Here is a 22176-nt window from a genome sequence, read left to right as displayed (position 1 = left end):
GCGTTTTTTGTGTCGATTTACATACATTCATGAATGTTTGCTGGAGGTGAGGTCATGTTCCTCAGGGAGTACTGGTATGTTGCCTGTGCGTCCTCGCAGCTCGGGGATGCCCCCCGCGCGGTCCGGGTCCTCGATCGGGACATCGTTGTATTTCGCGGAGACGGCCGCCGTCCCCGCGCGCTCGCGGATCGGTGCTGCCACCGCGGCGTCAAGCTGTCTCTCGGGCGCGTGGCCCGGGGAGAGCTTTCGTGCGGATACCACGGCTGGAGGTACGGCGGCGGCGGCGAGTGCGTGCACATCCCGTCGCTCGCGGGGGACAGGCGCATCCCCGAGAGGTGCGGTGTCCCCGCGTTCCCGTGCGCGGAGCAGGACGGGTATGTGTGGGTCTGGCTCGGCGAGGGCCACGGCGGAGCGCCGCCGCCCGCGCCGAGCATCGACGGCTTTGCGGCGCACCGCTGGGATCAGGGCTCGGTGGAGCTCGGGTGCTCGTCCATCAAAGGCCTGGAGAACAACCTCGACTGGTGTCATCCAGCGTTTGCGCACCCGTGGACCCACTGGCAGTTCTACACGGCGCTCTTCCGCGGCCTGCGCGAGGAGCTCCTCGAGCTGCGGCCGACGCTCGATGGGATGACGCTGCGCGGGCCGGTCCGCGAGGACGGCGGCGCGCCCGGGCAGCGGTCGCTGCAGACGCTGCTCTCGTTCAAGCTCCCCGACCGCGTCGAGGTGCGCTCGCTGGGAGGGCCCTCGCGCCGGATCGTCCTGCACTTCGTCCCGACCGCGCCCGATCGGTGCCGCCTGGAGTGGATGAGCGCGAGGGCGCTGCCCTTCGGGGCGCGCGTGCGCTTTCGCCAGGAAGAGCCGGCGATCCTCCGGCAAGACCGGCTCCTCCTGGAGAGCGCGGAGCACACCTGCGCGGAACAGGGGCCCCTCCGCGAGCACCACGTCGAGGCAGACGCGCCAGCGCTGCTCCTGCGCCGCATCCTCGAGTCGGCGGCGCGCGGCGAATGGGCGCAGAGGCGAGCGAGCCTGCCGGAACGGCGGGTGATCCGGGTGATGGCGTGACGGCGCGTCCGCGCAGGCTCCAGGCTGGCGGCGCTGTGCGCGAGGGCTGGCGGGGTCCGGCTCAGGGGGCGCGGCCGTCTTGCGGCGCCGCGCGGCGGATGGATGGGAGGCGCCCGGCTCAGGGGGGCGCGGCGGACCTGTCCGGCGCTGTCGCCGCGCGCCACGCGGCGGTCGCATCGAGGCCGTGCTCGCCGAAGCGAGGCGCGTAGTCCCGCTCCACGGCGCGCTCCAGGATCTCGCCGTACCGCGCGGGCGGCATCAGGCCCCAGGCGCGGTCGTCGTCGGAGATCGCCGCGCGCCTCGCGCCGCCAGGGGGCATGTAGCTCCTGCGCAGCCGCGTGAACATGCCGTGGAGCTCGCGCTCGACCAGCTGCCGCACGGCCGGCGCGCACGGCTGCTCGAACAGGTAACGGAGCAGCGTCCAGCCGAAGTCGCGGTGTCGCACCTCGTCGCGCAGGATGCGGTCGAGCGCCCGGCGCGCGACCGGCACGGTGCACCCCTCGCGGAGCACCTTGAAGAGCGGGACCGCGACCGTCTCCCCCAGGCAGAACACCTCGACGCCCGCCCGGGCGACGGCCATCTCGAGCGGCTCGTCTCCGCTGCTCCTGAGCCCGAGCGTCTCGCGGCGGAGCGCCGGCAAGGCGCCGCCGCCCGCGCGGGCGTGGACGCGATGGCTGAGGCGAGCGTGCGCGAGCTCGTCCTTGACGATGCGGAGGCCGTCGTCGATGAGATCCGGCGACGCGCCCATCTGGATCAGCCAGAGCGTGAGGTGCTGCGTGATCGCCGCCGAGCGGTACTCGGCCTCGACGCGCCGCCCCCACTCGGCCCGCACCGCGTCGCTCGCCGGAGGGAGGGGGGCGCGCTGCCCGCGCGGCGCCTCCGCGTCAGCGGCGCTGTCCTGGTCTGCGTCGGGGGCGTCCGTCATGGGATCACGCTAGGCGGGGGGTTTGAGGGCGGCAAGACGGGAGGCGGGCGCTCACCGCCCCCCGAGGAGCTCACGGCGACGCGCTCGGGCGCCCGCCAGGCGGCGCGCACACCTTCACGGTCGAGCCGCAGGCGTCACAGGCCTCCTTGTAACAGGGGTTGATGACGAGCTCCTGGCAGCGCGTCCCGCTCGGACACGCCTCGTCGACCTCGCAACCCTGGCTCGGGAAGCAGCCCGCCTCGGCCAGCACGGGGGTATTCGAGGCGTCGCCGCAGCCTGGCGTGAGCCAGCGACACGTCGGCCCGAGGTTGGCGCACGCGTCCTCGGTGGCGGCCGTGAGACAGAGGTCGGGGGGCGGCGGGTTGCAGAAGATCTCGGCTACCTGCCAGCTCCAGGTGTCCTTTTGCTGAACGCACACGGCCTCGGTCGGCATCGGGCCGCAGCCGGTCATCATCTCGTAGGGGCAGGGCCCGCTCGCTGCCACGCAGGGATCCCCGTCGGTCGGCATCACCTCGGGACACACCGGCGCCGGCGGGTTGCAGGCCGGTGAGATCGGTTCGGACCACGTGGCGTCGTCACCGCACGTCACCACCGAGGGGCAACCGGTGGCGTCATAGTGGCAGGTCGTCCCGGGCTCCGCGCAGGCGCCGCCGGCCTTCGGCACCTCCACGGGGCACTCCGGCGGCGGCGGGTTGCAGGCCGGCGAGATCGGGTCGGACCACGTGGCGTCGTCACCGCACGTCACCACCGAGGGGCAACCGGTGGTGTCATAGTTGCAGGTCTTCCCGGGCTGCTCGCAGGCGCTGCCGGCCTCCGGCACCTCCGCGGGGCACTCCGGTGGCTCCGGCGGGTTGCAGGCCACCGTGGGTTCCTCATACCACTCCCCGCGCACACACGTGCTGTCGATCGGGAGGCCGCACGACTCCTCACCATAGTTGCACGAAAGGCCGTCCTCCTCGCAGCTCGATCCGACCTCCGGCGCCGACTCGGGGCAGCCGCCGCTCGTCACCGTGGGATCGCACCCCGGCAGGGCCACCGCGCCCGCGAGCGAGGCCGCCGCGGCGACGGTCACGATGAACGGCGCCTTCAGCACCTTTCGCTTCTTCTGCATGAGCATGGTTCGACGGGTCCTTTCTTTGGCACAGGTTGGCGCAAGGTCACGTCCTCGCGCGCTCCAAGGCTGGGTCGAGCAAGCGAGGTGCCAGGGCGATCCGTGGCGGACCCGGGAGCGACGTCTGTCAGCAGCAGAGGAAAATGACGCCCTGGATGTGCCTCTCCACAGCGTTCGTGGGAGCCGGCGAGCGCTCTCCCGCTCGGGCCGTGAGCCGATTCAGCGGCAGGCGCTGATCTGCACGTCGTCGATGTTCCAGCCCGACATGGGCGCGCCGCCGAAGGCGATGACGGCGCTGTAGCCGAACCGCACGCGCAGGATCGAGCTCTTGTAGGGCGTCAGATCGTAGGTGACGCGCTTCCATCCGGACTCGGTGACATCGTCGTGCGGAGATTCGTAGACGATCCGCCAGCGCGATCCGTCGAAGACCTCGACGCGGGCCTTGTTGCGGTAGGTCGTGTTCAGCCATCGCCAGAACGACAGCGTGACTCGCCCGCTCACGAGCGCGTCGACGGCGGGGCTGGTCAGGTAGCGCTGCGGGTGCGGCGCGGTGACGCTCGGGCTGCCGCCGAGGACCACGCCCGCCACGCCGTCGTCGCCGGCCTCGGTGTGATCGCTCGCCGGATCGGGGAACCCCGCGCGCTGGTCGCTCGACGCCCTCGCAGGCCCGATCTCCCAACCCGCCGCGAGGCTCCACCGGGTCGCCTTGTCCGCGAAGGCCTCCGTGAAGAGGACCCGCGCGGAGCACGGCGCGCTCGGGTCGACGTTCCCGGGGGCGCCGCGGAACGCCGTCGGAGAGGCCGCCGCCCAGTCCAGCGCCAGAGAGCCGTCCCCCTCCGCGAGCCATGGCGCGTCCGCCGGGCCGGGAGTGCACGCGGCCGCGGCGAGGCCGCACAGGACGGCGGCCTGCCCAATCCACCTGTTCATGGTCGCTCCTACGAACGTTCAATGCCGGAGGCGCAGACACCCTTCCGCAGGGCCGTCGCGCGGCATCGAGAGCACGTGTTTGTAGGCCCGAACCGGGGCGGCGGATAGCCCACGTGAGCGGCGGCGGATGCGGTGAGATCGGCGTCGCGCCCTCCGACCACAGCGCAGCTCCCGCGTCGCGCGCCGAGCGGGGCCGCGCGTCCATCGCGACGCGCGACGGCGCCGCGCGGTCATCGCGACGCGCGACGTCGGCGAGACCCCGTCGCCGCGCGACGGCGGCCCGTTACGGCCCGCGCCGGCGGGCGCGCTCGCGCGATGGACGGATCACCGGGATGCAGCCGTCATCGGGGCGCGGCCGTGGCCCTGGGCAGCGGCGATGGCGGGATCGGCCTGCGCGTGATCGTCTCGCGGCTCGTCACGTCGCTGAGCATCAGCGTGAGCAAGAGGCCGAGCAGGAGCGCCGCCACGATCATCGGGAGCGCGTTCGCGAAGCGCTGCTCGATGAGGTGCATGAAGAAGAGCAGCACGAGCACCGTCTTCACCGTGGCGATGAGCAGCGCCGCGACGACATCGGCCTGGCCGAGGTGGGCCAGCGAGAGGAGGTACGAGGCCAGCGTGAGCCCCATCAGGAGGAGCCAGACGATCACGTAGGTCCGCGAGGAGAGGTGCTTGACGGTCATGGGCGCAACGTCCCGTTAGCGGTGCATCAGGTAGAGCATCGGCCAGAGGAATATCCAGATCACGTCGACGAGGTGCCAGTAGAGCCCGCCGAGCTCGACGTGCGTCTCGTTGCCCGCGCCGTACCGGCGCCGGAAGCACCCCCACGCGAGCCAGCCGAGGACCACGAGCCCCGCGGTCACGTGGATCGCGTGGAGCCCGGTCGTCAGGTAATAGAGCGTGAAGAACATCTTCGCGCCGGCATACGGGAGCTCCTCGAAGCGGTAGCCGGCGCCGGGGAAGATCCCCTCGTGGAAGTGCGCCGTGTACTCGACGCCCTTCAGCACGAGGAAGGCGAGGCCGAGCGCGATCGCGCCGAGCAGGAGGCGGCCGGCCCTCGCCGGCCGGTCGAGGCGCACGGCGTAGACGCTCAGCGCGACGAGCAGGCTGCTCGTCAGGAGGATCCCCGTGTTGGCCGTCCCGATGACGGCGTTGTTGTGCGCCACGCCGGCGGTGAACTCGGGGCCGAAGACCGCGCGGTAGGCGGCGTACAGGCCGAAGAGCCCGCCGAAGAGCAGGACCTCGCTGGCGAGGAAGATCCACATGCCGAAGTGCGCGGCGTGGGTCTGCTTCTCGAGGTCCTCGAACTGCATGGCCAGCCGCGCCGGGGCGAGCGGCTCAGCGGGCGGGTGAGACTCGGGCATGGGCCTCCTCGTCGGTCAGGTGGTAATCGTACGGGCCGCGATCGACGACCGGCGTCACGGGGAAGTTGTGCTCCGGCGGGATGGGCGGCGTCATCCACTCGTAGCTCCGGGACCTCCATGGATTGGCGGTGGCGCGCGGCCCCCAGCGCAGGGCGACAAGGAGGTTCACCAGGGCGAGCAGGAGCGCGCCCGAGAGCAGGAAGGCCCCGCCGGTCGAGAGCACGTTGAGCCACTGGTACTGCTCCGGGTAGCTGTAATAGCGGCGCGGCATCCCGGCGTTGCCCGCCAGGAACTGGGGGAGGAACGTCAGGATGAACCCCATGAAGACCCCGAACGACGTGAGCAGCCCCATCGACTCGGAGTAGGTGCGGCCGAACATCTTGGGGAACCAGTAGTGCGCCGCCGCGAGGAACGCGGTGAGCGTGCCGCCCACCATGATGAAATGGAAGTGGGCGACGACGAAGTAGGTGTCGTGCCAGTGGACGTCGAGCGACTGCGTGGCCACGGCGACGCCCGTCATGCCGCCGAAGACGAAGAGGAACAGGAACCAGAGGAAATAGAGCATCGGGGTGTTGAACTGGATGGCCCCCTTGTGCAGCGTCGCCACCCAGGTGAACACCTTGATGGCGGAGAAGATCGCGACGAACATCGAGAGCGCGCCGAAGATCCCGGCGTCGAGCTCGCTGATCCCGGCCACGAACATGTGGTGCCCCCACCCCGTGAACCCGATGAACGCGATGCCGAGCGACGAGAGCGCGATCGCCCAGTAGGACGCCGGCTGCCGCTGCGCGAAGGTGCAGACCACCTCGCTGATGACCCCGAGCGCCGGGAGCACCATGATGTAGACGGCGGGGTGCGAGTAGAACCAGAACAGGTGCTGGAACAGCACGGGGTCTCCGCCCAGCGTCGGGTCGAAGATGCCGAAATGGTAGATGTGGTCTATCCCGACGAGCAGGATCGTCAGGCCGAGGACGGGCGTCGCGAGCAGCATGATGATGCTCGTGCTGTAGATGGCCCACACGAAGAGCGGCACTCGCCCCCAGCCGATCCCGCGGGCGCGCATCGTGTGCGTCGTGGCGATGAAGTTCACCGCCGTCATGATCGACGAGGCGCCGAGGATGAAGATGCCGATCACGACCGGCAGGACGCCCGCGGGCGTGGTCGTGCTGTACGGCGGGTAGAACGTCCAGCCCGTGTCGGCGCCCCCGGCGATCGTCGCCCCCAGCGTGATGACGGCGCCGATCGCATAGACGTAGAGGCTCGCCAGGTTGAGGCGCGGGAAGGCGAGATCCTTGGCGCCGATCATGAGCGGGAGGGCGAAGTTCCCGAAGATGTTCGGGATCGACGGGATCATGAAGAGCCACACCATGACCACGCCGTGGAGCGTGAACATGCGGTTGTAGGTCGCCGCGCTGATCACGGTGGGCCCGGGGGTCAGGAGCTCGGTCCGGAGGACCAGCGCGAAGGCGCCGCCGAGCATCAGCATCGGCACGATCAGCGCGTAGAACATGAGCCCGATGCGCTTGTGATCGGTCGTGAGCAGCCACGAGCGCACGCCCGCGCGGGCGCGGAGATAGTCGGCGTCGTGCGCGCCGTGGATGGGCGCGGTCCCCTCGATCTCGTGGGCTGTCATGGCGTCACCCCCTCCGGCGCCGCGGCGCCCGTGTCGCTGACCCCGCCGTCCCACGGCACGACGGCGCCGCGCGGCACGTCGCGGATCGATTTCATGAGCTCGATGATCGCCGCGACGTCGGGCGGCGTGATCTGTCCCCGGAAAGACGGCATGACCGGCGTGAACCCGCGGTGCACCGCGGCGAGCGGATCCATGATGGACTCCGTGAGGTAGGCCTCGTCGGCGACGCGCTCGCCGCCGCCATCGAGCGGCACGACCGAGCGGTAGAGCCCGGCCCAGGTCGGGCCGACGTGCTGTGTTCCGTCGAGGGTGTGGCAGCGGAGGCAGCCGTGCGTCGCGGCGGCGTGCTCGCCGCGGCTCGGCATCGTCGGCTCCGCCTCGGCGAGCTCGTTCTCCGCCTCGGCGGCGGCCTCCTGCGCGAACGCCGGGGCGCTCGCCACCCCGCCCGCGAGCCAGCGCTCGTAGTCGGCCGGGTCGAGCGCGATCACCTGGCCGCGCATCTCCGAGTGGCTCGTACCGCAGAACTCCGTGCAGAGGATGGGGTACGCGCCGGGCTCGGTCGCCTCGAACCAGGCCGTTGTGTACCGGCCCGGGAGGACGTCCTGCTTGATGCGGAACGCGGGCACGTAGAAGCTGTGGATGACGTCGCGCGACGTCATGATGAGCCGGACCGGCCTCCGCGCGGGGACATAGAGCACCGAGATCTCGCTGTCTCCCCCCGGATAGGCGAACTTCCACATCCACTGCTTGGCCGTGACATAGACGTCGAGCGCGTCCTCCGGCGGCGTGCGCAGGTCGACGAACTGGCGCGTGCCGATGGTCCAGAACGTGAGGAACACGAAGCCCAGGCCGAAGAGCGACACCGTCTCCAGGAAGAGGGCGGGCCGCGCGAAGACCCCGGCGTGCGGCCGAGGCGTGTCCTCCAGCCGACGGCGATAGCGGATCAGGAAATACCCGCCGATGAGCGTGATGAGGGCGGCGCCGCCCATCGTCACGGAGATGACGAAGTAGTGCAGCCCGTCGATCTCGCGGGCGAGCGAGGAGCGCTGCTCGGGCAGGAAGAGCAGCTGGCGCAGGAGCTCGTTCATCGCGCGCGCCCCTCTCCCCTGCGCCGCCGCCCTTGCCAGCCGAAGAAGGCGATCACCGCGGCGGCCCACGCCAGGATGGCGGCCCCGCCGAGCCGCAGGAAGCCGGCCACATACGGGCCGTAGCGGCGGCTCGCGGGGTCGTAGCGATAACACGTCATGAGGACGCGCTCGAGGGGGGTGCCGATCTGCCCGCGGCTCGCCTCGAGGAGCGCGAGGCGGAGATCGAGGGAGGAGAACTCGATGCCATAGAGGACCCGTGAGATGCGGCCGTCCGGCGTGAGGACGAAGATGGCGGCGGGGTGCGCGTATTGCTCCGTCTGCGGGTCGTACCCGAACCGGAAGCCGAGATCGCCCGCGAGCGCGCGGATCTCGGGCAGCGCGCCGGTCAGGAAGGGCCAGGTCTCCCGCGTCGGCGCGCCGGCCATGCCCAGGGCCGACAGCGCGGATGTCCTCTTCCGCGCCGCGGACGCCGGGGTGTCCCGCGGATCGAAGCTCACCGTGAGCGCGCGGTAGTGCTCTCCCAGCCGGTAATCGAGCTTCGCCATGCCGGTGACCAGGCCGCGCAGCACGAGGCCGCAGAGCGTCGGGCAGCGGTAATAGGCGAGGACGAGGACGACCGGCCGGCGCCCGTCGAAGTGCTCGGCGAGCGGGGCGCGCCGCCCGTCCATGTCGGTGAAGGGGAGCGTCGTGTCGATGGCGTTCCCGAGGCGCTCGTCGATGTCGGCCTCGCGCGCCGCGGGCGGGAGCAATGGCCGATCCGCGGCGGCCGTGAGCGGCACGCCCGTGAACACGAGCGCGAGGAGCGCCGTGGTGGACAGGTGTTGCATCCTCATCAGCGGCTCTCCTCCACGACGAGATTCATCGCGTCCTCGATCGGGATCTGCACGAGCCCGCGGTCGCGGTCTGCCCAGCCGAAGCGCCCGAGCTCCTCGCGCTTCCGGTGGTTCAGCGCCGTGCCAAGGCCCTCCTCGCCCGTGGCCTCGCGCCGGAAGATCCGCTGATCCACCCCGGCCACCTCGCCGCGCGGCAGGGAGATCTCCTGGGAGCGCTCGGCGCTCCTTCCCGAGGGGCGGAGCTCCGCCTCGCGCCCGTGCAGGAGCATCCAGGACCAGAGGCCCAGGACGACGAAGATCACGACGACGGCGAACGCGACGGCGAGGATCGTCTTCCAGGGGACGACATCCTCTTCCTGGCGCACGTCGGGACGGCGGTAGTGGGACGTCATATGCTCTCGTAGCGGAGGGCGGCCGGCAGCGCCGGGTCGTTGACGGGGACGAGCGGCCTGCCGCGCACCCGCAGCGCGGCGAACGCGACGCACGGGCCGATCACGGCGAGGAGCGCCGCCAGGTCGAGCCAGTGGAACGGCGCGCGAGCGCCCGGGACCTCGGGCGCGACGAGCCAGTGCATGTCGAGGTAATGCGCGATGAAGATCCAGGCGGCGACGGCCGACAGCCAGGCTGGGCGCCGCTTGATCCCGTAGTTGAGCAGGATCGCGAAGGGGATCACGAACCGCGCGAGCACGAGCACGAGGGACGCGATCGCCCACGGACCGTGGGCGCGGAGCACGTAGAACTCCGCCTCTTCGGGCTTGTCCGCGATCCATATCAGCATGAACTGGAAGAACGCGGCGTAGGCCCAGAAGATGGTGAACGCGAGGAGCAGCCGGCCGAGCGCGTAGTAGTGCGACGCGCTCAGCCCGGGCAGGAGCCCGGCGCGCTCGGCGGCGAACGCCAGCACCGTGAGCAGCGCTATCGCGGCGACGAAGCCGCCGGCGAACACATAGACGGGGAACATCGTCGACACCCACGTCGGCGCGAGGGACATGAGCCAGTCGAAGGCCGCGAACGAGAGCGTGAGCCCGACGAGCGGGAGGCCGGCGACGCTGATCACGCGGAGGCGCCGGCTGTCCGCGAGCGCCGGGGTCGCGTCGCCCTGGATCGAGCCGCGCCGGAGCAGGGCGCCGAAGACGAGCCACACCGTGAAGTAGATCCCCGTCCTCACGAGGAAGAAGGGGAGGTTCAGGTAAGGCGTCTTGTGGAGCACGATGGATCGAACGTGCTCGTCGCCGATCGACTCGGGGTGGAGCCACTCCCCGTAGAGCGCGCCGAGGCCGAACAGGAGCGGGACGAACAGCGCGCAGAGGAGCGGCAGCGCCCCGACGATCGCCTCCGCGAGGCGGCGGACGGCCACAGGCCATGTCGCGGCCATGGCGTGGCAGATCATGAGAAAGAGGAGCGCCCCGACCGCCGTGGTCACGGCGAAGGCGTACGCCGCGAGGTACGCGTAGAAGAGCCGCTCCCGGTCCACGAACGCCCCGACGACGAGGAGCAGGGCGCCGAGGAGCGCGAGGCCGAGGGACCGCGTCACGATCGCGCGGCCGCCTCGGAAGACGGGGAATCGCCGGTTCACGGGAGCTCCTTCCGGGCGCGCTCGCGGAGGGGTGGGGGGAGCGCGTCGAGCGCGGTGCCGCGGCTCTTCCCGAGTGCCTTCACATAGGCCACGATCGCCCAGCGCTCCCTGAGCGGGACGTGCGGCTCGTACGAGCGCATGAGCCCGTAGCCCTCGACGATGACCTGGTAGATGCGCCCGGGCGGGAACGCCTGGACGCGCGGGTCGACGAGCGACGGCGGGCGCCGCAGCGTCATGTTGCGCGCGACCTCCGACTCGCCATCTCCGGCGACCCCGTGGCAGGCAGCGCAGAAGATCTCGTAGCGCTCCTTTCCGCGCCGGAGCAGCTCGATCGTCACCGTGACCGGGACGCGCGCCACGTACGCTCCGCCCGCGATCCCACGGGTGAGCCCGGGATCGCCGAGCACGCGATCGGTCGGTACGGTGCCCTCGGGCGGGCGGCGCATGGCCGAGCCGTCGTCGAAGAGCTCTGTCTCCTGGTAGGCCGTGTACCGCCGCTGGCGGAGCATGCGCTCGAGATCCAGCAGGTCCGCCTCGCCGGGCTCGGCGTCGGCCGAGGTCACCGGCGTGCAGGAGAGGCACAGCGCCGCGGCCAGACAGGAGAGCGAGAGGGGCAGTCCGCGCGTCATGATCGCTCCTTCCCGGCCCAGGCGACGGTGAGGGCGCCGAGATCGGTGAGATCGCGCTCGGTGATGGGGCTGATGAGCGCCGGGTCGCGGGCGTCGATGCCGATCCAGAACCGATCGATGGAGGCGCGCTCGAACCCGGGCACGTCGAACACCGGGTGCCAGAGCTCGGGCAGCCGCGAGAGGACGAGCAGGATGACGAACCCCGAGAGGGCGGCCGAGAGCACCAGCATCTCGAAGGTGATCGGGATGAACGCAGGGGCCGCGTGCCCCGGCCGCCCACCCACGTTGAGCGGGTAGTCGAACGCGTTGCAATACCACTGGACGAGGTAGCCTCCCGCGGTGCCCGCGAGCGCGAAGGGCAGGACGATCCAGTTGAGCGGCGAGCGGCGGAACCCGAGCGCCTGCTCGAGGCCGTGGATCGGGTACGGCGTGAACGCGTCGAGGCGCCGGTATCCGCGGCTCCTGAGCTCCGCGATCGCCTGGAGCATCGCCTCGGGCGTCTCGAACTCGGCGAGCAGACCTCTCCTCATCTCAGTGCTTCTCCTTGTGGCGGAGCTCGTGGTTCAGCTCCTTGACCTCGGCCACCGGCACGAAGGGGAAGAGGCGGAGGAAGATCAGGAAGAGGAGCAGGAAGAAGCTGATCGTCCCGGCGAACATCGAGATATCGACCCACGTCGGGTGATAGGCGTGCCACGCCGACGGGAGGAACTCGCGCTGCAGCGACAGGACGATGATCACGAACCGCTCGGACCACATCCCGACGTTCACGAGGATCGAGATGATCCAGAGAAGGATCATGTTCCTCCGGACCTTCGGGAACCACAGAAGCTGGGGCACGAGCACGTTGCAGATCATCTGCGCCCAGAAGACCGCGGCGTTCGGCCCCGTGGGGCGCGCGACGAAGAACTGGTAGATCTCGTACTCCGACGCGCTGTACCAGGCGGCGAAGAGCTCGATGATGTACGAGTAGATGACGATCCAGGCGGTGACGAGCGTCATCTTGCTCAGGTTGTCGATGTGCCTCTGGGTGACGACGTTCCCGAGGTGGAAGATCCGACGCGCCGGGATGAGCAGCGTCAGCACCATCGCGAAGCCGGAGAAGATGGCCCCGGCGACGAAGAACGGGGGGAAGATCGTCGCGTGCCAGCCCGGGACGAGCGCCATGGCGAAATCGGTGCTCACGATCGAGTGCACCGAGAGCACGAGCGGCGTCGCGAGCCCGGCGAGCAGCCCGTAGAGGAGCCGGTAGTGGCGGTACGCAGACGCGGAGCCGCGCCAGCCGAGCGACAGGACACCGTAGATGATCCGGCGGCGGCGGTCGGGGGCCCGGTCGCGGAGCGACGCGAAGTCGGGGACGAGCCCGACGTACCAGAAGACGAGAGAGACCGTGAAGTACGTGAAGATGGCCGCCGCGTCCCACGGCAGCGCGCTCTTGAACTGCGGCCAGGTCCCCAGCGTCGAGGGGTAGGGGACGAGCCAGTAGGCGAACCATGGCCGGCCGAGGTGCAGGAGCGGGTAGAGGCCCGCCTGCATGACGGCGAAGAGCGTCATCGCCTCGGCGAACCGGTTGATGCTCGTGCGCCAGCGCTGCTCCAGGAGGAGCAGGATCGCGGAGATGAACGTCCCCGCGTGGCCGATGCCGACCCAGAACACGAAGTTGATGATCCCGAACGCCCAGCCCACCGGGATGTTGTTGCCCCAGACCCCGATGCCGGTGGTGACGGTGTAGAGGACGGAGATCGCGAGCAGGACCGTCCCGGCGCCGGTGAGGGTGAACGCCGCCCACCACAGCCTGGATCGCGGCTTCCAGACGACCGACAGGAGCTCTTCGGAGAGCGCCTCGTCGGTGGGTCGCCCGAGGAGGAGAGGCTCCGTCACGGCTCTTCGATCTCCGGGTTCTTGTTGTTGACGCGCGCGAGGTACATGGTCCTCGGCCGGGTGCCCTGGTCGTGGAGCACCGCGTAGCTCCGCGGCTCGCCCCGCCACGCCACCATCGCCGTCTCTTCGTGCATGAGAGAGCCGAACTGGATCGCCTGCGTCGGACAGGCCTGCTGGCAGGCGGTGACGACCTCTCCCGGGCGGATCGGGCGGTCTTCGACCCGCGCGGCGATCTCCGCGCGGCGGATCCGCTGGACGCAGTACGTGCACTTCTCCATGACGCCGCGCTCCCGCACGGTCACGTCGGGGTTGCGCTGGAGCCTCGAGAGCCCGGCGTTGAACGCGTGAAGCTCGCCGTAATCGAACCAGTTGAAGCGGCGGACCTTGTACGGGCAGTTGTTCGAGCAGAACCGCGTCCCGACGCAGCGGTTGTAGGTCATCTCGTTGAGCCCGTCGGGGCTGTGCGTCGTCGCGTTCACGGGGCACACGTACTCGCACGGCGCCTTCTCGCAGTGCTGGCACATCATGGGCTGATGGACGACGGCCGTGTCGCGCGGGTCGTTCGATACGTACGAGTCGATGCGGAGCCAGTGCATCTCACGGCTGTTCAGGACCTCCTCCTTGCCGACCACGGGGACGTTGTTCTCGGCCTGGCACGCGACGACGCACGCGCTGCAGCCGGTGCAGATCGTGAGATCGATCGTCATGGCCCATTGATCCTTCAGCGGCCCGGGGGCCACCGCGGGCATGAGGGACGGCTGTGGCCCCTTCAGCGCTCCCGTGAAGCCGGGGTGCTCGCGGTAGACGGCGAGGGGGACCGAGAGCGCGACCGGGCGCCCCTCCAGGCGAAAGTGCGTCTGCGTCAGGGCGAGCTTGTGCTTCTGGTCGGGCCGCTTCGTCACCGAGACGCCCGCCGCGAAGAACGGCGTGGCCGCGGCGCGGAGCCGGTACGCGTCGGACCCCACCCCGGCGGCGATCGACTCGGCGCCGCTCCGCCCGTAACCGAGCTTGAGCGATACCGTCCTGTCGGCGTGCCCCGGCGCGACGAGGACCGGTATCGATATCTTCCGCCCCCCGAGCTCGAGATCGACGACATCCTCGCTCTCGACGCCGAGCGCCTTCGCCGTCTCCGGGCTGAGCAGCGCGGCGTTGTCCCAGGTGAGCTTCGTGATGGGATCCGGCAGCTCGAGCAACCACGGGTTGTTGGCGAACCGGCCGTCATAGACGCTCGCGTCGACCGAGAAGGCGACCTCGATGGCCTCCGCCGGCGGCGGGGCCGCCGCCGCGAGCTGCGCGAGCGCCGCGATCACGCCGTCGAGCCGCAGCGAGGCGTCCTCGCGCGGGGCCGCGGTGCCCTCGACGAGCCCGCGCCGGAGCGCGTCCTCCCAGAACGCGTCGAAATCGGCGCCGCCGCGGCGCGCGGCCCAGGCGTCGCGCAGGAGCTCTCGCGCGCTCCTCGGCGGCTCGCCCGCGAACACCGCGAGCACCTCGGAGGCGGTCTTGCCCTGGAAGAGCGGCTCGATGAGCGGCTGGACCAGCGAGGTCGTGCCGTCGTACGCGCGCGCGTCCCCCCAGGCCTCGAGATCGTGCGCGGCGGGCACGAACCAGTCGCAGCCGGCGGCGGTCTCGTCCTCGTAGAGGCCGAGGTAGACGCGGCTCGGGACGGAGCGGAGCAGCGCCGCGAGCTCGAGATCCGCGGGCGCCGTGTACGCCACGTTGTTCTCGAGGAGCACGAGCGTATCGACGGCGCCGCGGCGGATCTCCTCGGCGAGCGCCGTGAGGTCCTGCTCGGCGGCGCCGGCCGTGATCAAGGTCCCCGCGGTGGTCCACGCCGCGCGGTCGTTGCGGAGCGCCGCGTTCATGAGGTGCGCGAGCGCGTGCACCCCGGGAGGCTGCCGCTCCCCCGCGACGACGACGCTCGCCAGGCCGCCGCGCGCGAGGTCGCGCGCGAGGGCCCGGACGAAGCGCCTCTCCGCCTCGCTGACCCGCGCCCGGAGCGGCTCGAGCGCGCCGAGCGCCTGGGGAGGGATGAACCCCGGGCGCGCGCCCTCGGTGAGGAGCAGCTCGGCCGCGATCGCCGCGGCGATCGCCGGCACGTCGCTCGGCCGCTTGCGCAGGCGGTGATCGGCGATGCTCCCCGTCGGCGTCAGCCCGGGCTCGATCACATAGAGACGGTTCATGCTGCCCGTCGGCGAGCCGAGGCGCCTTCGCTCGGAGAACTGGCGCGCATACCGCGCGTGGAAAGGCATCGACGCGAGGAAGTCGGCGTCGAGCGCGAGGAGGACGTCCGCCGTCCGGAAGTCGTACTGCGCCTGGAGCGGAGCGCCGAAGGCGAGCTCGGCCCCGCGCGCCGGGTGCGCCGACCTCGCGGGCGCGTGGAACGTGAACCGGGCGGCCGGATAGCGCGCCTGGACGCGGCCGATGAGGTCGAGGACGAGCGGAGAGCCGGTGGGCCGAAGGACGAACCGGAGCCCGGCGCCGCCGTCGCTCCGCGCGCCCCCGAACTGCTGGACGAACGCCTGCCACGTCGCCGGGTCGTGGCCGCGCCGCGCCGCGCGCGCGCGGTGCTGATCGTACAGGCCGAGCACCGACGCCTGCTCGTAGGCGCCGGTGGAGCCGAGGCTCGCCGGGTGCTCCGGGTTGCCCTCGATCTTCGTCGGCCGCCCTTCGTGGCTCTCGACGAGGATGCCCGTGGCGAACCCGTCGAGATCGAGGCTGGTGGCGTAATACCGGAGGACGCCCGGCGTCACCTCGGGCGGCGTCGTCACGTAAGGGACGATCTTGTCCGCTGCCCTCGATCTGCACCCGGACACGCCGGCGAGCGCCATGCTCGCGCCGAGGAGCTTGAGCCAGCTCCGCCGGCTCACCGCGACGGGCTCGCCGCTGCCCCCCGGGAGCTCCCGCGCCGCGGCCTCGCGGAGCTCCGGTGACTCGAGGAGCTCCGCCAGGCTGCGCCAGTACGCTTTGCCGGTCTTGCCGTCGAGCGCGGCGCTCCACGGGGTCTGTCTCTGATCAGCCATCGTCCCTCTTCAGGTCATCGGTGGATCGGCGCCGCCGCCGTGGCGGCGCTCCGCTGCTCGCCGCCTGTTGGCCTTCTGTCTCGCGTGCTCTCGCAGGCTCCCTTTGTGTCTCGCGTGGATCCCTCGTTTGCCTCCCGCGCTGCGCCTGCGCGCGCTCACCTGTGGCAGGTCGAGCAGTGGACGAGGCTCCGCGCCCCGACCTCCTGCGCGATCTGCCGGCCGATTTGCTCCGCGTCGGGGCCGGGGTCCCAGTCCATGTCCACGATCGCGGAGAGCGGGCGGAGGTGACGCTCCGGCGCCCTGTGGCAGTCGAGGCACCAGCCCATCGTCATCGGCGTCGCCTGGCGGACGTCGGGCATCTGGTCCACGCGGCCGTGGCACGTCACGCAGCCGACGCCCTTGTTCACGTGGATCGCGTGGTTGAAATAGACGAAGTCGGGCACGTCGTTGACGCGGTTCCAGACGATCGGCGTGTCCGAGAAATAGCTGTTCCGGACGAGCTCGAGCTTGGGGCTCTGATTCCAGATCTGGCTGTGACAGCCCATGCAGAGGACGGTCGATGGCATGCCCGCCGTGGCCGTCCGCTCGACCGTGTGATGGCAGAACCGGCAATCGATGGCGTCGTCCTGCACGTGGTGCCTGTGATCGAACTGCACCGGCTGCTGCACGGGCAGGTTCTGTCCGGTGTTCCAGTCCGAGCGCACGTAGATCATCGGCGCTGACACGGCCGCCGCGCCGCCGAGGAAGACGGCGGCGATGGCGAGTCGGAAAGCGGTGTTGCTCCAGCGCGGAAAAACGGATGCCATGCTCTCGTGTGCTCGGCCTCGCTCGAAGTGCGGCGATGGGGCCAGCTCCATCGATATCGATGCGTGAATCGCGGGGCTCGTTTCGCGATCTCGCCACGCCCCGAACGCCGGCGCAGGCGCGTCAGGGGGGGCCGCAGCGGCGCCGTCCGGCGTGCGCGCGCGGCGGGCGGGGTGCGCGGGCGCCTCCAACACCGGATCTTCGCCGCCCTGGGCTTCGATCTACGATATCGTCAAGCCATGAGGCCGTCGAGCTCAACCCTGTCGCCCCTTCCGATCATCGCGCTCTCTCTGGCGGCCGAGCTCGCGTTCATCGCCTGCTCGCGCGAGGCGTCGATCTCTCCGCTGCCGCCCGGCACGACCGGCGGTGTCTCGTCGGCCGCAGCCGGCGGAGCAGGCGCGAGTGGGGGTGGCGGCAGCGGGGCTGGCGCGAGCGGCGCTGGCGGCAGCGGGGTGGGCGGCAGCGCCACTGGCGGCGGGACTGGCGCGAGCGGGGCTGGCGGCGGCGGCAGCGCCGCTGGCGGCGGCGGAGCTGGCGGGAGCGGCGGTGGTGAGCCCGTGGCGGGATTCAGCTGCGCGCCGCCGAGCGAGGACGAGGGCGCGCTGAAGCTCACCACGCTCGTCTCCGGTCTCGATCACCCGCTCCTCGTGAAATCCGCGCCGGGCGACCCCACGCGGCTCTTCCTCCTGACGCAGCCTGGCCAGATCCTCGTCCTCGACGATGGAGCGGCGGAGCCCAAGGTGTTTCTCGATATCCGGGATCGCGTCCTGTTCAATGACAACGGCGAGCGCGGCCTCCTCGGGCTCGCCTTCCACCCCGATTACGAGGACACCGGTCGCTTCTTCGTCCACTACACGGACAAGGCGACGGGCGGCAACGCGCGTGTGGTCGAGTTCGCGCGGGGAGAGCGACCGGACGTGGCCAGTCCAGACCCGGTGGCCACGCACCTCGAGGTCGTGGATCTGCATCGAAACCACAACGGCGGTTCGCTCGAGTTCAGCCCGATCGACGGCTTCCTCTATCTCGGGCTCGGCGATGGCGGGGACAACAACGACGCCGGCCCCAACCATGCGGACATCGGCAATGGCCAGGCGCTCACGACGCTGCTCGGGAAGATCCTTCGCCTCGACGTCTCGACACACCCGTACAGCATCCCGGAAGGGAACATGACGGGCGAAGGCGTCCTGCCCGAGATCTGGGACTATGGCTTGCGGAACCCGTACCGCTTCAGCTTCGACGCGTGCACGGGCGATCTCTACATCGCGGACGTCGGTCAGCGCCTCTGGGAAGAGATCAACATCGAGCCGGCCGGGCAGGGACGGAAGAACTACGGCTGGCGCCGGATGGAGGGCGCGCACTGCTTCATCCCCGCGGAGAGCTGCGATCTCGAGGGGACCATCACGCTCCCTGCCGTCGAGTACGGCCACGCCGGGCGGGTCATCGAGGATTGCTCGGTCACCGGCGGCTACGTCTACCGGGGCAGCGAGATCCCGTGGCTCCGGGGGAGCTACTTCTACGGTGATTACTGCAGCGGCAGGGTCTGGACGCTCACCTATGAGGCCGGGGTGGCCTCCGCGCCCGTCGACCGAACGGACGACCTCGGATCGTTCGGCTTCAGCATCGCCAGCTTCGGGCAGGACGGCGCCGGCGAGGTCTACGTCGTCGATCTCGGCGGCACCGTGTACCGGATCGATCCCGAATGAGCGCTCACGGCCCCCTCGCCGCGCGCCGCGGCGGCGCACCGCCGCGCGCGCCGGGCCGGCGCCGCGCCGGCGCTCACATGGACCAGCGGAGCCCGGCGTAGCGCGGGCCGATGACGAGCTCGGGCGGCGGCGCCGGCGTGGAGGCTGCCTGCTTCTCGGGCTGCACCGGCACCTTGCGGCCGCCGATGATGGCGAGCGGGATGCCGACGCCGGCGAGGACGAGCCCGCCGACGACGAGCCCGACCCCGGCGCCTTCCGCGCCGTCCTCCTCGTAGACCGTGTCGTCGGCGAACGGGTCGCTGGAGGTGTCGTACTCGCAGCCGTCGCCGGAGCACGAGGGGGTGGAGGCGATCACCAGGCCCCCGCCCAGGACGGCGACGGCGCCGAGGCTCGTCAGGACGATGCCCGTGACCATCATCCCCTTGCTGCGGCGCTTGGTCAGCGGCGCGGCCGGGCGCCCCGGTGCATACGCGGCGACCGGCGCGAACGGGGCGCCGCTCGCTCGCGGCGCGCCGGGGCCGCCCGGAGGGGGCGCGGCGGCGCCCGCAGGCGCGGCGGGGCCGCTCGGCGGGAGCGCGGCGTCGCGCGCCGGCGCGCCCGCGGGCAGCGGCGGGATGGCCAGCGTCTCCGAGGCGCCCGCCCGGGTGAGCTCCATGGATCTCGCGAAAGGCGCTCGGCCGGCGGCGGAGGCCTCGACCGTGTGTTTCCCGGGATCCACGGGCACCGGCGTGCCCCACTGCGCGCGCCCCACGAGGGCGCCGTCGCGCTTCACCTGGAGGTCGGCCGGGGAGTCGGCCGGCGCCGTGATCGTCAGCCGGATGAGCCGCGGCTCGAGCGCGGCGGCGCGCTGCCGCGCGACCTTCTCGCGCTCCAGCTGGCCGGCGGCCCTCGACGCGCCGGCCACCTCGAGGAACATCGACCAGGCGCTCGCCGTCCGGCCGAGCTGCTCGTAGCAGGCCGCGAGGTTGAACTGCGTGCCGATCCCCGGATCGAGCCGCTGGCTCTCCTCGAGCTTGGGGCACGCGTCGGCGTATTTGCCCTGGGCCATCAGCTGCTTGGCCGCGTCGAACAGGGCCTGCGCGGCCGCCGTGTCGGCCCTCGCGTCGCGGCCGCCCGCAAGGAGGGCGGCAAGGAACATCGCGAGCGCCAGCAGGCGCCCGAGGTGCTGCACGGGCAGGCTCGTCATGGTGGTGTCCTCACTTGCGATCGTCGAACAGGTTGCCGCCGGGCGGCGCAGCGGCCGGGGCGGCGGGCGGCCGGGGGGCCGGAGCCTGCGTGGCGTGCGTGGCGACCGGGGGGCGCGGTGCGGCGCTCGGCCGGCGCGGCGCCGCGGGCTTGCCGCTGGCCGGCGCCGCGGGGGGCGCAGGGGGGATCTCGGCCGGGCCCGGCGCCGCCGTGCGGTCGTCCACCGGCGCGGGGGCCTCGGCGCCGCCGGGCGTGACGGTCGGCGAGAGCGACGCGGGCGCGGTCGCCGGCTGTCCCGCGGCGTCCGCCGGCGACGGCGCCGCCGAGGCGCTGGCGGCCGGCTCGGTCGCTGCGCCGTCGCCGCGCGAGCGGGACGTCAGGAGCGCGAAGACCGCCACCGCGGCGATCAGCGACACGAAGACGCCGGCCGCGACGGCGAGCCCCACCGGCCGCTTTCGCGGCACGACCGTCCCGCTCCACGTCGGCGAGGTGTTCAGCGACGTGTTCACCACGGTCGGCGAGGTCACCCCGCTCGCCGAAGGGAGCTCTGGCCGCGGGGGCCCCGAGCTCCGCGAGATCCCGCTGATCCGGTCGACGGAGAGCCGGGCCCGCCCGGTCGCGAACGGCGCGAGCGCCTCGGCCAGCTCCCCGACATGGCGGAACCGCTGCTCCGGCAGCTTCTCGAGGCACTTGCGGATCACCGCCTCGAGCGCCGGGGGCACGTCGGAGCGGAACGCGGCGAGGGGGCTCGGGATCCCCTGCATGATCGCCACGCAGAGCTGCGGCATCGTCGCGCCGTCGAACGGCGGCGCGCCGGTGAGCAGCTCGAACAGGATGACGCCGAGCGACCAGATGTCGGTGCGCGCGTCGACGTCGCGCGAGGACTTGAGCTGCTCGGGCGACATGTAGAGCGGCGACCCCATGATGGCCTTCGTGTCGGTGATCCGCGGGTCGGAGCCGCCGGTCGCCACCTTCGAGATCCCGAAGTCGAGCACCTTCACGCACGGGGAGGCGTCCGCGCGCCGCGTGAGGAACAGGTTCGCCGGCTTGAGGTCGCGGTGGATGATGCCCGCGGCGTGCGCCTCGGCGAGCGCCTCGCAGGCCTGGAGGACGTACTCGACGGCCGCCTGCGGGGTCATCGGCCCGCCCGCGCGGAGCGCGTCGGCGAGGTCGCTGCCCGACAGGTACTCCATCACCATGTACGGCGTGCCGGAGTCGAGCGTCCCGACGTCGGTCACGCGCGCCACGTGCTCGCTCTTGACCTTCACCGCGGCGCGCGCCTCGCGCACGAAGCGCTCGGCGAGCGTGCGCGACTTCGCCGCCTCGGGCAGGAGCAGCTTGATCGCGACCCGCTCCTCCAGCTGGAGGTGGGTCGCGGCGACGACGACGCCCATCCCACCGGCGCCGATCACCCGCTCGACGCGGTACTTCTCGGCGATGACCTGCCCCGGTCGCACCAGCCCTTCGGCTTCGTCGTGTGTCGGCGCGGTGCTCGTCATGGCTCGGTCCCCTCGCACGCCGGACCGCGGATCCCGTGAACAGCGCGATCTTCGCGGAAAATCCGGTGCAAAGCCACCCCACGATAGCCGCCGGGCGTACGGCGATCAATCTCGGGGCTGGGCTCCGTCGCGCCGGCGCGGGCCGCGCGCCGTCGGGTTCGTGCCATCGCCAGCGCGCCGCCGCGCCCGTGCCAGCGCGCCGCGCCCGTGCCCGCGCGCCGTGGCGTCCCCATGGTCCCTGCCGGCCGCCCGCCAGGACGCTTCCCCCGGCCGTGAATCCGGGAGAACATCGCTCACCTCATGGAGCACGGTTACCCCGGCGGCGAAAGGGAGCGGCGCCAGCGGATCCTCGAGGCGACAGAGCGGCTCCTCCGCCGGTACGGGCCTGCCAAGACCACCGTCGCCGATATCGCGCGCGAGGCCGAGATCGCGGTCGGCGCCGTGTACCTGGAGTTCGCCTCGAAGGACGCCATCGTCGAGGAGCTCTCCCAGGGCGAGCACCGCGCCGTCATGGCCGCGATGCGCGCCGCCGCGGCCAGGGACGACGTGCCCTTTTGCGACCGGCTGCGGGCCGTGTTCGACGCCCGCGCGGGCGCTTTCCTGGAGCTCGCCGGCTCGGGCGCGCACGCGTGCGATCTCGTGCATTGCCAGAGCCGCGCCGTGAAGGCCGCCCACGCCCGCTTCCTCGACGAGGAGCGCGCGCTCCTCCGCGATCTCATCGCGCGCGGCGCCGGCGCCGGCGAGCTCGACGCCGCCGACCCCGAGCTCACAGCGCGCGCCCTCCTGCGCGCCTATGCGAGCTTCGCTCCTCCGTGGCTGTTCCAGGGCTCCCGCGAAGAGGTCGAGGCGATGCTGTCCGCGGTCCACCGGATCGTCCTTTACGGCCTCGTCGGTCGCGGGCCCGCCCGCAGGCCGGGGGGCTGACGCCGCGCCGTCCCATCC

Annotated in this window: 20 protein-coding genes; 3 read left to right on the top strand and 17 right to left on the bottom strand. The window is 71.7% G+C overall.

Going from position 1 to position 22176, the window contains the following annotated elements; translation table 11 throughout:
- Positions 1 to 54: 54 nt before the first annotated feature.
- A complete protein-coding gene (locus WMF12_RS23950; protein ID WP_437873794.1) occupies positions 55 to 1062 on the top strand; it encodes a Rieske 2Fe-2S domain-containing protein in 1008 nt (335 codons plus the stop codon).
- A 118-nt stretch (positions 1063 to 1180) separates the two neighbouring features.
- On the opposite strand, the gene WMF12_RS23945 is transcribed toward WMF12_RS23950, so the two are convergent.
- From WMF12_RS23945 to WMF12_RS23875, 15 genes are all read right to left on the bottom strand, one after another.
- Complete coding sequence (locus tag WMF12_RS23945) at positions 1181 to 1987, bottom strand: ferritin-like domain-containing protein (protein ID WP_437873793.1); 807 nt, start codon at positions 1985 to 1987, stop codon at positions 1181 to 1183.
- A 70-nt stretch (positions 1988 to 2057) separates the two neighbouring features.
- Positions 2058 to 3098, bottom strand: coding sequence for a hypothetical protein (locus WMF12_RS23940; RefSeq protein WP_437873792.1), 1041 nt, complete (start codon positions 3096 to 3098; stop codon positions 2058 to 2060).
- 219 nt (positions 3099 to 3317) lie between these two features.
- Positions 3318 to 4025 (bottom strand): hypothetical protein, encoded by a 708-nt coding sequence (locus tag WMF12_RS23935; RefSeq protein WP_437873791.1) that lies wholly within the window; start codon positions 4023 to 4025, stop codon positions 3318 to 3320.
- Positions 4026 to 4366: 341 nt separating this feature from the next.
- The gene (locus WMF12_RS23930) at positions 4367 to 4705 is read right to left on the bottom strand and encodes a cytochrome C oxidase subunit IV family protein (RefSeq protein WP_437747928.1); all 339 of its coding nucleotides are present in this window, start codon (positions 4703 to 4705) and stop codon (positions 4367 to 4369) included.
- Positions 4706 to 4720: 15 nt separating this feature from the next.
- The gene (locus WMF12_RS23925; RefSeq protein ID WP_437873790.1) at positions 4721 to 5386 is read right to left on the bottom strand and encodes a cytochrome c oxidase subunit 3; all 666 of its coding nucleotides are present in this window, start codon (positions 5384 to 5386) and stop codon (positions 4721 to 4723) included.
- Positions 5361 to 7019 (bottom strand): cytochrome c oxidase subunit I, encoded by a 1659-nt coding sequence (locus tag WMF12_RS23920; RefSeq protein WP_437873786.1) that lies wholly within the window; start codon positions 7017 to 7019, stop codon positions 5361 to 5363. Before WMF12_RS23920 ends, WMF12_RS23925 begins: the two co-directional genes overlap by 26 nt.
- Positions 7016 to 8107 carry a cytochrome c oxidase subunit II gene (coxB, locus tag WMF12_RS23915; protein ID WP_437873785.1) on the bottom strand — a complete coding sequence of 364 codons (1092 nt, stop codon included), beginning with the start codon at positions 8105 to 8107 and terminating at the stop codon, positions 7016 to 7018. Before coxB ends, WMF12_RS23920 begins: the two co-directional genes overlap by 4 nt.
- Positions 8104 to 8940, bottom strand: a complete 837-nt coding sequence (locus WMF12_RS23910; protein ID WP_437873784.1) for an SCO family protein — start codon at positions 8938 to 8940, stop codon at positions 8104 to 8106. Before WMF12_RS23910 ends, coxB begins: the two co-directional genes overlap by 4 nt.
- Positions 8940 to 9332 (bottom strand): hypothetical protein, encoded by a 393-nt coding sequence (locus tag WMF12_RS23905; protein WP_437873782.1) that lies wholly within the window; start codon positions 9330 to 9332, stop codon positions 8940 to 8942. Before WMF12_RS23905 ends, WMF12_RS23910 begins: the two co-directional genes overlap by 1 nt.
- The gene (locus WMF12_RS23900; protein WP_437873781.1) at positions 9329 to 10516 is read right to left on the bottom strand and encodes a hypothetical protein; all 1188 of its coding nucleotides are present in this window, start codon (positions 10514 to 10516) and stop codon (positions 9329 to 9331) included. The genes WMF12_RS23905 and WMF12_RS23900 overlap by 4 nt, the downstream gene beginning before the upstream one ends.
- Positions 10513 to 11145, bottom strand: a complete 633-nt coding sequence (locus WMF12_RS23895) for a c-type cytochrome (protein WP_437873780.1) — start codon at positions 11143 to 11145, stop codon at positions 10513 to 10515. Before WMF12_RS23895 ends, WMF12_RS23900 begins: the two co-directional genes overlap by 4 nt.
- Complete coding sequence (locus WMF12_RS23890) at positions 11142 to 11675, bottom strand: DUF3341 domain-containing protein (RefSeq protein WP_437873778.1); 534 nt, start codon at positions 11673 to 11675, stop codon at positions 11142 to 11144. Before WMF12_RS23890 ends, WMF12_RS23895 begins: the two co-directional genes overlap by 4 nt.
- A gap of 1 nt (position 11676) precedes the next feature.
- Positions 11677 to 13023 carry an NrfD/PsrC family molybdoenzyme membrane anchor subunit gene (gene nrfD, locus WMF12_RS23885; protein WP_437873777.1) on the bottom strand — a complete coding sequence of 449 codons (1347 nt, stop codon included), beginning with the start codon at positions 13021 to 13023 and terminating at the stop codon, positions 11677 to 11679.
- Positions 13020 to 16043 (bottom strand): TAT-variant-translocated molybdopterin oxidoreductase, encoded by a 3024-nt coding sequence (locus WMF12_RS23880; RefSeq protein ID WP_437873775.1) that lies wholly within the window; start codon positions 16041 to 16043, stop codon positions 13020 to 13022. Before WMF12_RS23880 ends, nrfD begins: the two co-directional genes overlap by 4 nt.
- Positions 16044 to 16198: 155 nt before the next feature.
- On the bottom strand, positions 16199 to 16849 hold the full coding sequence (locus WMF12_RS23875) for a cytochrome c3 family protein (protein WP_437747917.1): 651 nt from the start codon (positions 16847 to 16849) through the stop codon (positions 16199 to 16201).
- A gap of 237 nt (positions 16850 to 17086) precedes the next feature.
- On the opposite strand from WMF12_RS23875, the gene WMF12_RS23870 reads away from it, so the two are divergent.
- Positions 17087 to 18550, top strand: a complete 1464-nt coding sequence (locus WMF12_RS23870; protein WP_437873773.1) for a PQQ-dependent sugar dehydrogenase — start codon at positions 17087 to 17089, stop codon at positions 18548 to 18550.
- Positions 18551 to 18623: 73 nt separating this feature from the next.
- Here the strand turns inward: WMF12_RS23870 and WMF12_RS23865 are convergent, their stop codons facing one another.
- Both WMF12_RS23865 and WMF12_RS23860 read right to left on the bottom strand, forming a co-directional pair.
- Positions 18624 to 19736 (bottom strand): hypothetical protein, encoded by a 1113-nt coding sequence (locus WMF12_RS23865; RefSeq protein ID WP_437873772.1) that lies wholly within the window; start codon positions 19734 to 19736, stop codon positions 18624 to 18626.
- Between the two features lie 10 nt (positions 19737 to 19746).
- Positions 19747 to 21234 carry a serine/threonine-protein kinase gene (locus WMF12_RS23860; protein WP_437873771.1) on the bottom strand — a complete coding sequence of 496 codons (1488 nt, stop codon included), beginning with the start codon at positions 21232 to 21234 and terminating at the stop codon, positions 19747 to 19749.
- 300 nt (positions 21235 to 21534) lie between these two features.
- On the opposite strand from WMF12_RS23860, the gene WMF12_RS23855 reads away from it, so the two are divergent.
- Positions 21535 to 22158, top strand: a complete 624-nt coding sequence (locus WMF12_RS23855) for a TetR/AcrR family transcriptional regulator (protein WP_437873770.1) — start codon at positions 21535 to 21537, stop codon at positions 22156 to 22158.
- Positions 22159 to 22176 lie beyond the last annotated feature (18 nt).

It is taken from the genome of Sorangium sp. So ce363, assembly GCF_051520435.1.
In the GTDB taxonomy this organism is placed as follows: domain Bacteria; phylum Myxococcota_A; class Polyangia; order Polyangiales; family Polyangiaceae; genus Sorangium; species Sorangium cellulosum_B.
The sequence above is the reverse complement of the archived record's forward strand: the minus strand, read 5'-3'. Positions and strand labels throughout refer to the sequence as shown.